Raw genomic sequence first — 12,482 nt, forward strand, 5'->3', positions numbered from 1 at the left:
CTTGCAGGTATTAACAAATTTAAACTCAAAATTTTTTGGAGATGATGACATGAATGCAACCACACTATCTCACCGCGAACTGGCGAATGCGATAAGGGCATTAAGCATGGATGGCGTGCAAAAAGCAAAATCAGGCCATCCTGGTGCGCCAATGGGTATGGCGGATATGGCCGAAGTACTTTGGCGTGGCTTTTTAAAACACAATCCAACCAATCCTAAATGGGCTGATCGTGACCGTTTTGTGTTATCAAATGGTCATGCCTCTATGCTGATTTATAGCTTGTTACATTTAACAGGTTATAACGTGACTATCGATGATTTGAAAAACTTTCGTCAGTTGCATTCAAAAACTGCAGGACACCCTGAATATGGTTATGTGCCAGGTGTCGAAACAACCACAGGCCCACTTGGGCAAGGTATTGCCAATGCTGTAGGTATGGCAATTGCAGAAAGAACGTTAGCGGCACAATTTAATAAAGCAAGTCATACCATTGTTGATCACCATACTTATGTGTTTATGGGCGATGGTTGTATGATGGAAGGGATATCACACGAAGTGTGTTCATTAGCAGGCACGCTAAAGCTAGGTAAACTAATTGCATTTTATGACGATAATGGAATTTCAATCGACGGTGAGGTAGAAGGTTGGTTTACTGATGATACCGCAAAACGTTTTGAATCTTATGGTTGGCATGTTATTCGTGGTATTGATGGGCATGACGCTAAAGCCTTAAAACAAGCGATTGAACAAGCGCAAGCAGTAAGTGATAAACCATCACTACTAATGTGTAAAACGGTAATTGGTTTTGGTTCGCCAAATAAAGCAGGTAGCCATGAAAGTCATGGTGCACCTTTAGGTGATGCTGAAATTGAAGCAACCCGTAAATCATTAGGTTGGAATTATCCTGCTTTTGAAATTCCTAAAGATTATTACGATGCTTGGGATGCGAAAGCTAAAGGTAAACAGCACGAAGATGAATGGAATGCTCGTTTTGATGCTTACGCTAAGGCCTATCCTGAATTAGCTAAAGAATTCAAGCGTCGTGTTAATGGTGATTTGCCAGCAAATTGGTCTCAAATCACTAACGATGTAGTGAATAAATTACAAGCAAATCCAGCAACTATTGCAACTCGTAAAGCATCTCAAAATGCTATCGAAGCATTTGCGCCAGCTTTACCTGAATTTTTAGGTGGTTCGGCTGATTTAGCACCAAGTAATTTGACAATGTGGTCAGGCTCTAAAGAAATTTTAGCCAATACTGATGGTAATTATATTCATTATGGTGTGCGTGAATTTGGTATGTCCGCTATTATGAATGGTATTGCCTTACATGGTGGATTTATTTCTTATGGTGCAACATTCTTAATGTTTATGGAGTACGCACGCAATGCTATTCGTATGGCTGCGTTAATGAAAATCCGTTCATTATTTGTTTATACACATGATTCAATTGGCTTGGGTGAAGATGGCCCAACGCATCAACCTGTTGAACAAATGGCAAGCTTACGTGTTACACCAAATGTGAGTACTTGGCGCCCATGTGACCAAGTGGAGTCAGCTATTGCTTGGCAGTATGGTATTGAGCGCAAAGATGGTCCAACTGCATTAATCTTCTCAAGACAAAATTTAAAACAACAAGAACGTACTGCTGAACAATTAGCCAATGTCTATCGAGGCGGTTATATCTTAAATGATTGTACTGGTACTCCAGAGTTGATAATTATTGCTACTGGTTCAGAAGTAGAACTTGCAGTTGAAGCTTATCATCAACTCACACAAGCAGGTAAAAAAGTGCGAGTTGTGTCAATGCCATCAACTGATGCGTTTGATAAACAAGATAGCACTTATAGAGAGTCAGTATTGCCATCATCAGTGACAGCTCGCCTAGCTATTGAAGCTGGTATCAGCGATTACTGGTATAAATATGTTGGTCTTAACGGCAAAGTCGTTGGCATGACAAGCTTTGGTGAGTCAGGTCCAGCTGATCAACTATTTAAAGCATTCGGCTTTACTGTTGAAAATGTAATAGCTCAGGCAAATAGTTTATTAAAATAATAATAGAATAATTATCGATAAAATGCCATCTGATCTAATGATGGCATTTTATATCTGTCTATGATTATAAACCTAATAGGGATTAGGATCTTTCTTTAGTTTATCAAATTGATATAATTTATTGTTATTCCAGCCTTTAACTTTGATGTTTTTTTGTTCTGGTATTTGAGAAAGTTCGTTTTCCATATAATTATGGTTTACGTCTAATTTTATACCCATCCAGTTACTCAATAGATAAACTAATTGGAATCCCGATACTTGTTTATTAATTTTTTGCTGGGGTGTTTTATCTGAATCAAAAAAGATAAATGGGACACGATAACTATCTTGATATTCTGAATTGTGTCTTAAGTCATTATGTTGATCTGCATGCGCAAGTCCATGATCTGCAAAGTAAACCACTGAATAATCTTGATTATATTTTTTTAGTATACTGATAGTTTGTGCAATAAGATCATCTGTTTCTTTAATACTACTAACATAACATGATATATTTTTATTATTCAGATCAAACTGCACATTAAATTCTAATCGCTTACAAAAGTTAGAGTGTGAACCAATTAGGTGCATAACAATAAGTTTTGGTTTGCTATTTTCTGTCGATAAAATATTATCTAATTCAGGTAATAATAAAGTATCATGTTTTCCTCTCGATGATTTACCATTATATTCACCTTTTTTAGTGTAAAATGAATGTTGTGCATAAGAGGCAATACGAGGTACCGTAATTTCAATTGTGCCTAATTTACCTTGATTTGAAAGCCAATAAGTTTCAAATCCTGCCTCATTAGCAATGCTAACAATATTATTATTTAGTTGTGCATTGACTTTTTTGTCGTCTAAAAAGATTGATTGACTAATTAAATGTGGAATTGATGATTGGGTATTTGGTGCAGGCGTTATTAATCCATCCCAAATAATGCTGGCTTGGGTGCGAGCAAAGGGAGTATTGTCAAGTTTAAAACCATAAGCGCTCATATAGTCTTTACGAACACTTTCGCCAATAATAATAATATAGTTCTTTTTTTGAGGATTAATAGATAAAATTGGGATAGTATTTGTTTGCTCAATTTGTTTTAATTGTTCTTGTTTTTCTTGAAAATAAAGTTTTGCACTATCGTAAAATGAGAGAGAAAACTCAAAAATAGGATACTTTAAGTTATTCAATAAAGTAGTTGATATTGTATTGAAAGAATTTGGATTATGTTTTATTACAGCTTTAATTGGTCTATAAAAACATAGCCCTAATACAAAAATAAGTAAATAGAAATTGTTAGTTTTTGGAAATGAAAATCTTTTAAATAATATAATAAAAATTAATGCTAAGATTAGAGGAGCAAAATAAAAATAAACTGATAGTTGTGAACAGAATTCCGTTATTTCTTCAAAATCTGTTTCAGCAATAGCACTAATTACGGCAACATTAGGTGGACCATAATAAAATCCAATAGGAAAATAGATAGCAGCTATTACAAACCAAATGCAGAAAAAGATTCGAAAAAAAGTAAGTCGAGCTAAAAAAGTAAGAGAAAAGTAAGTTAGAAATATGCGATCAAATCTTTGCTCGTAACCTAATAAGTAAACAAGCAAAATAGAAAGACAAAGACACACTCCATGTGAAAGTATATTTTCTTTTTTTATCATAGTAACTATATTTATTATATTAATTTTTGGTTTCAAGAATTATAAATTTATTCAAATATTTGACAATAGGTTTTGATAAAAAATATCCAATATTTTAATTGTGAGTATTAGTATCGACGGGGAGAAAGTGATGAAGTTTTCTATGTCTAGGGTTTACCACCATGGACTAATGTTAGAACTTCGATGGGATGGTTGCTTGTCCATAATTATTGAAAGATTAACCTATTTATGTTTATTTATTGAATAATCAATAAGTTGTTATTAATAAAATGAGGTTAATCTTTTTTATTTTATTGAATGTCTTTAATAAATAACTTTATCTTGATGCCTGCTCTAAAATAACTTCAACAGGTTGTTTTTGAATATAGATCATCCTAGCTATTAATAGTAATGCTGCAACAGCAAGTCCTGATATAATACCTATCCAAAAACCAGCTGCGCCAATTGGTTGAATGATTAGGTCGGTTAATCCTAAAACATAACCAACTGGCAATCCGACTACCCAATAAGAAAGTAGAGTAATAAAAAAAATGCTTTTAGTGTCTTTATAACCTCGAAGCACATTACTAGCTACTACTTGTAAATAGTCAGACGCTTGATAAATAGCGAGTAAAATAATAAGTTGCATACAAATAGCAATTACAGCATTTTCTTGTGTAAATATGGTGATGATTTGTGAACTAAAAATAACTAAAATTAATGCAACTATAATGGCGATTGCTAAGGATATGGCTAAACTAATGTAAGAAGTTTGTTTGGCTAAAACTGGTTTTCTTTTGCCCAGTAAATAACCGACACGAATACTAGTAGCAACCCCAAGAGATAATGGAATAGCGAAGGTTAAACTGCTGATGGTGAATATAATTTGATGTGCAGCAACGGTTATTTGACCTAATGGGGCAATTAATAATGCAATCACAGCAAATAAGCTCATTTCAAAAAAGTAAGCGAGAGCAAGAGGAGTACCAAGCACAACAATTTTTTTGATTATAGCAAAATCAACTAGTTTGGTGATTGGTGTTAGGCGAATGTCGCGTTGGCTTGCGCTAGTGAGTGTATATAAGCGTATTAATATAAACATGAGCCAAAAGATGATTGTCGCTGTAATGCCACAGCCGACCCCACCAAAAGCAGGTAAGCCTAATTTTCCATAGATTAAAACGTAATTAATTGGAATGTTGGCAAGAAGGGCAATGAATATAATCACCATGGCTGGCTTTGTGTTTGATAGCCCTTCACATTGATTGCGGTAGACCAAGAAAAGCAAGAATGCTGGCACACCCCACATTATGGCACGTAAAAATTTGGTTGCCACGTCCATCATTTCTGGATCAATAGGGTGATCGTCCGAGCTTCTTAAGTTTATTATTAGGTCGGAATGATAGAGAACTAACATCATAAGCACTGATAATACCAATGCGATGACAACGCCTTGCCGAGTATGATCGGCAACTTGGTTTCGTTTAGCTGCACCATTTAGGTTTGAAATAATTGGCGTTAAAACGGTGAGTAAGCCTTGCCCAAATAAAATTGTTGGTAACCAAATTGAAACTGCAATAGCCACTCCAGACAGGGCGGTTTTACTATAATTTCCTGCCATAATGGTATCGACAAAAGTGATTGCGGTTTGCGATACTTGCGCAATTAGCACCGGAACTGCCAATTTAACCAGATTTTTTACTTCGTGTTTATAATGTTGTTTCATGGTGTTAATTAACGTTTAACCGTTCCCCATAGATCGTACTCATCGGAATGCTCAATGTTAACCTGAACAATATCACCGACTTTGACTTGGTTTTCTTCGTTTAGATAAACAACGCCATCAATTTCTGGGGCATCAGCCATGCTACGACCTATTGCACCTTCTTCATCAATTTCGTCAACAATAACAGCTAATGTTTTGCCAATTTTGGCTTGTAATTTTTGCGTTGAGATTTTTTGCTGTAATTGCATAAAACGATCAAAACGTTCTTGTTTGATTGTTTCTGGAATTTGGTCGGCAAGTTTATTGGCTTCAGCACCTTCTATAGGACTGTATGGAAAACAGCCAACACGATCTAACTGTGCCTGCGACAAAAAGTTGAGCAGTAATTCAAAATCTTGTTCTGTTTCGCCAGGATAACCAACAATAAAGGTTGAACGTAACGTGATATCAGGACAGATTTCTCGCCATTTATGGATACGTTCTAAGGTTCTTTCAATGGTTCCAGGTCGTTTCATTGATTTTAAAATTGTTGGACTTGCGTGTTGTAATGGTACATCCAGATAAGGCAAAATTTTACCATCCGCCATTAATGGAATTAGATTATCGACACTTGGATAAGGATACATATAATGCAATCTGACCCAAATTCCCAAACTTGATAATTGTTCGCAAAGCGTTTGAATATCAGTTTTTAATGGCATTCCATTCCAGAAACTGGTCCTGTTTTTGATATCAACGCCGTAAGCTGAAGTGTCTTGTGCAATAACTAATAATTCTTTAACACCACTGTCGGCTAGTCGTTTTGCTTCATCAAGTACGTTACCAATAGGGCGACTAATCATTTCACCTCGTAATGATGGAATAATGCAAAATGTACAACTATGATTACAACCTTCAGAAATTTTTAGGTAAGCATAATGTTTTGGTGTTAGTTTTATACCTTGTTGGGGAACTAGACTGGTAAATGGATTATAAGCAGGTTTTGGTGCATATTTATTAACATGATTTAGTACCGCTTCATAGCTGTGTGGACCTGATATTTCAAGTACTTTTGGGTGTACAGTTCTAATTTGATCTTCTTTGGCACCAAGGCATCCAGTTACAATGACTTTGCCGTTTTCATTAAGAGCTTCGCCGATTGCTTCTAGAGATTCTTGCACTGCACTGTCAATAAATCCACAAGTGTTTACAATGACCAGATCGGCATTGTCATAGCTAGGTACGACTTGATAACCTTGTGTACGCAGTTCGGTTAAAATTCGTTCAGAGTCAACTAAATTTTTAGGACAGCCAAGGCTCACAAATCCAATTGTAGGGGGTGACATATTCATAATATTTATAATAGTGTGTTATATTAAAGAGGTATTGTTTGAGAATTCAATAAACTATATTTGTTAATTATCGTTTACAAATCAAAATAAAGTCGGCATTTTATCACATTTCATCATAGTTGATATACCGATTTTCTAATTTCAAATTTACATTAACAATGCTTTGGCTTATCTATTAAGGATTAGTAATAACTCGGAAAGTAGTTCGTTTGAATAAAAAGAATTATTTATTAAGTATTTCTCTGAAATTTATCAGTATAAAATAAAGCCTTTATTGACAATAAAGGCTATTTAAAAAATAGAAAGTTAACAATCAAGTTATATTATTTTAATGCATTAATGATTTCGTCAATTTGACGATCTATGCTTTCAGCACCACCACCCGACAAATACCAAAGATCAGGAGTTAAATAAACAACCTGTGTTTTGCTTTTGTTTAATACTTTTTGTGAAAAAAAGTGCTCAGCCATACCTTGATTGCCGATTGCTTTGCTACGATCAACAACAAAAATAATATCAGGTTTGACTGATTTAATGTAATTATCATCAATAAAAATTGGTTTTGGTTTGCCTATTAAGTTATTTGCGGGCATAACGGTGAGTGGTACCGCTCGTTTAACATCTAGTACATCGTGAATCAATGCTGCGCTTGAGCTTGAATTGATAAGAATCATCTTTCCATCATTATGAATAGCAACAATAGCTTTTTTAGAACTAGCTTCGGCTACTGCTCGGGCATGTTGAATTTTTTCATCTAATGACTGAATAATATTATCAGCTTTACTTTCTGTGCCTGTAATATTTGCCAGTAGATGGATATGGTTTTTTGTTGATTCAACATAATTTTGGGCGTTCACACTTAAATTAATGACTGGTGCAATTTTAGATAGATCTTCAGTTTTACTAGCTTGACGGCCATCAATAATAATTAAATCTGGCTTAACTTGTCTGATTGCATCAATATTGGGTTCTTTCATATTGCCTGTATCGGTAATTGATTTTTTGTTAAATTGTTGCAAATAAGAAGGGATAACTGATAGTGGAGTTGCAACAACTATCGAACCTTTACCTAGCGCCTCTAAAGTATCTAATGCCCCATAGTTCATGACAACAACTTTTTCGGGCAACTTAGGAACTTGTACCGTTTGGTTGTTGGCAGTTACACTCATTGTTGTCGTTGATTGGCAACCAGTTAAACTTAATATAATCGATGCAATACTACTTAAAAATATCTTTTTCTTTTTATTCATCTCAATTTTCCTGTGTTTATATAAATGATAATTATTATCATTTAACAAAAAGGATTTGTCTAGCTATAAATAATTTTTTAAAGATATTGATAATCATTCTCATATGGTGTAGTCTTCATATATCTTATAAATCTATAAATGTCATTATAAATAATAGGGTTATAACAATGAAAGCAAAAAAGAAGATTAAATTGGCTACAAATGTCATTAATACTAGTATTTTGTTGTCATTATCGACAGCTGCTATAGCAGCTAGCAATTCAGATACTGACACCATGGTTGTTACTGCATCGGGGTTTTCTCAACAAGTTAAAGAAGCGCCGGCTACCATTTCGGTAATTACACCAGAAGAAATTGAAAAAAAACCTTATCGTGATGTCACAGATGCGTTGAAGGATATTCCTGGAGTAAATATCACTGGAGGTGGTGATTCTACTGATATTAGTATTCGAGGCATGGATGCCAAATATACCCTAATATTAGTTGATGGCAAAAAGGTTAGTACCCGCGAAACAAGACCAAATAGTGATAATTCAGGATTTGAACAAGGATGGTTACCACCATTAACGGCCATTGAACGTATTGAGGTTGTGCGAGGCCCTATGTCGTCATTATATGGTTCTGATGCGATGGGAGGGGTTGTTAATATTATTACTAAAAAAGTGTCAAATAAATGGCAAAGTGGTGTACGTTTAGAATCGGTTATTCCTTATCGTTCAAAAGAAAAAGATACATATACTGGCAGTTTTTCGACCATGGGACCGATTATTGATGATGTTTTAGGTATACAACTTTATGGGCAGTATTCAAATCGTCATGAAGATAAATTTCTTGCGGGTCATGCAGGACAAAAATTACGTAGTTTAAATGGTAAATTATCTTTAAATGCTTCAGATACACAAAAATTTGATCTCGATTTTGGACGAGCTTTACAAAATAGTAATGCAACTGCAGGAAAAACAAGAGATAAATCTAGAAGTGATTTTAATAGAGATAATAGACGAAATACGTTTGCTTTAACACATAATGGTTTGTTTGGTGATGTTTCTACAACTTCATTTGTCTCTTATGAAGGAAATAATAACCCAAAAAGGAACATGAAAATTCGCAATACGGATGTAGATACACGTGTTACTATTCCTTTTAGTATTAACATGCTGACTTTAGGCGGAAAATACAATTATCAAGAGTTGCATGACAAAGGAAATCAACTAAAAACGACATTATCTAAAATTGATCGTTGGAATTATGCGTTATTTGGAGAAGATGAGTTACGTATTTTAGAAAATTGGAGTTTAACATTAGGATTACGTTATAACAAAGATGAAAATTATGGCAGCAACTGGAACCCAAGGGTTTACAGTGTGTGGAATATTGATGATAACTTTACGTTAAAAGGTGGTTATTCTACTGGTTATGCTACACCACAATTACGTTATGTTGTGACGGATTGGGGGCAAGTTACTGGTGGTGGATATTCTGATGGTGTAATCATTGGAAATCCAGCTTTAAAACCAGAAAAAACAAATAATTTCGAAATTGGTATAGGTTATACCAATGATTATGGTATTGATGCTTCTGCAACTGCATTTTACACAAAATATAAAGACAAAATTCAATCATATTATATTTGTAATCGTAAAAAAGGAAGCAAGTGCTTATTGAATGGTTATAGTAAAAAGTTTGACTTTATACAAGGCCGTGAAAATGTTGGCAAAGCTGATCTTAAAGGCTTTGAATTTTCATTTAAAACGCCTTTATTTACTGATTTCTTATTCACATCTAACTATTCTTGGACAAAAACAGAACAAAAAAGTGGCCAATTTAAAGGACGATCTTTAAATCGAACCCCTAAACAAAAATTCAATACTCAATTAGATTGGTATGTCACCCAACAATGGGATTTATGGACAAAAATAGCCTATTATGGCATGGAATCGTCTAATAACCGTGATGGCACAAAAGTTGAATATCCTGGTTATACTTTCTGGGACATCGGTGCATCTTATCAAATACATAAACAAGCTAAGGTTTATGCCGGTGTTTATAATCTATTTGATAAAAATGTAACTAACGATGATTTTGGTAAAACCTTAGAAGGTAGACGATACTTTGTTGGGACTGAGGTTAATTTTTAATCATTAAGTAAATTTAATTTTGTCTATAATTTTAAGGCAGCTTTTTAATATAGCTGCTTTTTTAATGATATTATTCAATTAAATATTATTTAATCTGATCTTGCAATTAAATTTGTGTATTCATTTATTTATGAATTGCTTAATACGGTAATTTATTAAAAAATGGACATATTTATCCAAAACAAGAAAAGTGAAACGAGTCGGTTTATTTTAGAAAAGTTAATTGCTTCCTTCAAATGATAGATAGTAAAAATTTAGGATGGAACATTGCACTTATTTGTAGTGCTATTAATTGCGATTTATAATCAAATGAATTAAATTTAATTATTAATTGTTCAGTAGCTTTTCATTGTACTAGGGAATTATTGACTGGACTATCAGGCTTTAACTTGATAGAAGAAAATAAAATCAAGTGTTTAACTGATGGTTTTGTTGGTTTAATTTGATTGGATTTGAAGCCGTTTAAGATATTATCGCAAAACTACAATAGATCTTCATGCTCAAAATCCAATCACAATAAAATTAATAATCCTTTAATAATCTCACAATCTCTTTAATATCATTCGGTGTTGTTTGGCAGCAACCGCCAATTAATTTTGCACCTAATTTTGTCCAGATTGGTAGTTGATTTTTGAAGGTGCAATCATGTTGATGGTTCTTGTGCCACTGTTTTGTTATTGGATCATATTGTTCACCTGAATTTGGATAAACAATTAATGGTTTGGTTGTAAGCTTATTTAGCACTTCTAATGCTGGAGTAACACTTTCTAACGCAATGCAGTTAATACCAAGGCTTACAATTTGCTCGAAGTTGTTTAAATAATCTATTACTTGTGATAATGGTGTGCCATCGCTAAGATGTTGGGCATCTTTTAATGTAAACGAAAACCATGCATTGATAGTTGGAAACTGCTGTATCAATTTAACTAACGCTTTAATTTCAGCAAAAGAAGGTAATGTTTCACAAGCAAGGATATCAACTTGGGCATCTATTAAGGCTTGAATGCGATCACGGTGAAAATCAATAAATTCAGCTTCAGTTAGTTGATAGTCGCCAGTATATTCTGCCCCATTTGCAAGATATGCTCCATAGGGACCAACTGACCCAGCAATCAGTAAAGTTTTATTTTGCTTTGTTTCATTCAAATACTGCTGTTTAGCTTGCTGTGCGAGTTCAACGCTTTTTTTTATTAATTTGATAGATTCATCAAACGTAATTTCTTTTTTTTTCAAACCCTACTGGTGTAGCTTGATAGCTGGCGGTGATAGCGCAATCGGCGCCAGCTTTAAAATAGTCATAATGAACTTGATAGATCAGTTCGGGTTTTTCAATTAATACTTTTGCCGACCATAGACTATCATTAAGATCGCATCCACGGCGTTGTAGTTCGCTTGCTAGTGCACCATCAATAATAATGTAATTTTTTTGTTTGAATAGTGCACAAATTGGATTATAACTTGTCATTTTTTACTGCTCGTTTTTGATAAGATTGGGTAAAGTGATGCGCAATAAAACAGACAATTACAAAAGGAATACCGCAATAAAGCGCAATGCGTTGTTCTGGATCGAATGCTAAACCAATGCAAGCAATCAAACACAGAATAAACCCTAAAATTGGCACAAAAGGGTAAAATGGTGCTTTATATTTTAAGGCATTTTTTTGATTTTCGGATAGTTGTGTAAATGCCCCAAACTTAGTACACAACTCACGTAGAAAATTAAGCTGCTTGTTTTAGTGTTTTATACTCAATCGGTGTCATGTTATTTAATGCCTCATGCGGTCTTTCGGTGTTATAAATCGTTAGCCATTCTTCGGTTATTTTCCTTGCTTGTGCTAAGTTGTTAAAAAGATATAAATCGAGTACTTCAGTACGATAGGTACGATTAAATCGTTCAATATAGCCATTTTGATAAGGGCTACCAGGCTGGATATAATCAATGGTTATATTATGTGATTTAGCCCAGTTTATAAAGGTTTTTCCTGTAAATTCTGGCCCATTATCGACCCGTATTTTTAATGGATATCCATGATATTCAGCCAGTTTATCTAAGTAACGGGTAATCCTTCCTGCTGGTAAACTTACTGCAATATCAATCCCTAGCGCCTCACGATTAAAGTCATCGATAACATTGAATGTCCTAAAGCGACGTTGATTACGGCTACTATCACTCATAAAATCCATTGACCAACATTCACCTTGTTTATTAGGCACCAATAGCTTTTCCGGGCATCGTGGAGGAATGCGTTTTTTTCGTTTTACTCTGAGATTAAGCTTTAATTCACAATACACCCGATAAACACGCTTATGGTTCCATTGATAGCCGAGCTTTCTGATACGATTAAAGCATTTAGGAAA

Annotated in this window: 7 protein-coding genes and 2 pseudogenes; 2 read left to right on the forward strand and 7 right to left on the reverse strand. The window is 34.3% G+C overall.

The window, feature by feature from the left end:
- The first annotated feature begins 49 nt into the window (after positions 1-49).
- Positions 50-2,056, forward strand: a complete 2,007-nt coding sequence (gene tkt / locus A9G44_RS00090; RefSeq protein ID WP_065608776.1) for a transketolase — start codon at positions 50-52, stop codon at positions 2,054-2,056.
- A gap of 72 nt (positions 2,057-2,128) precedes the next feature.
- On the opposite strand, the gene A9G44_RS00095 is transcribed toward tkt, so the two are convergent.
- From A9G44_RS00095 to A9G44_RS00110, 4 genes are all read right to left on the reverse strand, one after another.
- Positions 2,129-3,700 carry a phosphoethanolamine transferase gene (locus A9G44_RS00095; RefSeq protein WP_081298194.1) on the reverse strand — a complete coding sequence of 524 codons (1,572 nt, stop codon included), beginning with the start codon at positions 3,698-3,700 and terminating at the stop codon, positions 2,129-2,131.
- A gap of 316 nt (positions 3,701-4,016) precedes the next feature.
- Entirely contained in the window at positions 4,017-5,405 is a 1,389-nt protein-coding gene (locus A9G44_RS00100) for an MATE family efflux transporter (RefSeq protein WP_065608778.1), read from the reverse strand.
- 8 nt (positions 5,406-5,413) lie between these two features.
- Entirely contained in the window at positions 5,414-6,730 is a 1,317-nt protein-coding gene (gene rimO, locus A9G44_RS00105; RefSeq protein ID WP_065608779.1) for a 30S ribosomal protein S12 methylthiotransferase RimO, read from the reverse strand.
- Positions 6,731-7,059: 329 nt separating this feature from the next.
- Entirely contained in the window at positions 7,060-7,986 is a 927-nt protein-coding gene (locus A9G44_RS00110) for a siderophore ABC transporter substrate-binding protein (protein WP_065608780.1), read from the reverse strand.
- 167 nt (positions 7,987-8,153) lie between these two features.
- Between A9G44_RS00110 and A9G44_RS00115 the strand changes: the two genes are divergently transcribed.
- Positions 8,154-10,124, forward strand: a complete 1,971-nt coding sequence (locus A9G44_RS00115; RefSeq protein ID WP_065608781.1) for a TonB-dependent receptor domain-containing protein — start codon at positions 8,154-8,156, stop codon at positions 10,122-10,124.
- A gap of 522 nt (positions 10,125-10,646) precedes the next feature.
- Here A9G44_RS00115 and mmuM read toward each other — a convergent pair.
- The 3 genes and pseudogenes from mmuM to A9G44_RS00130 form a co-directional block, all read right to left on the reverse strand.
- Positions 10,647-11,589 (reverse strand): annotated as a pseudogene (mmuM, locus tag A9G44_RS00120) (homocysteine S-methyltransferase).
- Positions 11,576-11,779: pseudogene (locus tag A9G44_RS00125) on the reverse strand (S-methylmethionine permease); the annotation flags it as partial. The pseudogenes mmuM and A9G44_RS00125, both read right to left, overlap by 14 nt.
- A gap of 64 nt (positions 11,780-11,843) precedes the next feature.
- The coding region (locus A9G44_RS00130; RefSeq protein WP_065609304.1) for an IS3 family transposase at positions 11,844-12,482 on the reverse strand (639 nt) is incomplete at its 5' end.

It is taken from the genome of Gilliamella sp. Occ4-3, from assembly GCF_001690675.1.
Lineage (GTDB): Bacteria > Pseudomonadota > Gammaproteobacteria > Enterobacterales > Orbaceae > Gilliamella > Gilliamella bombi.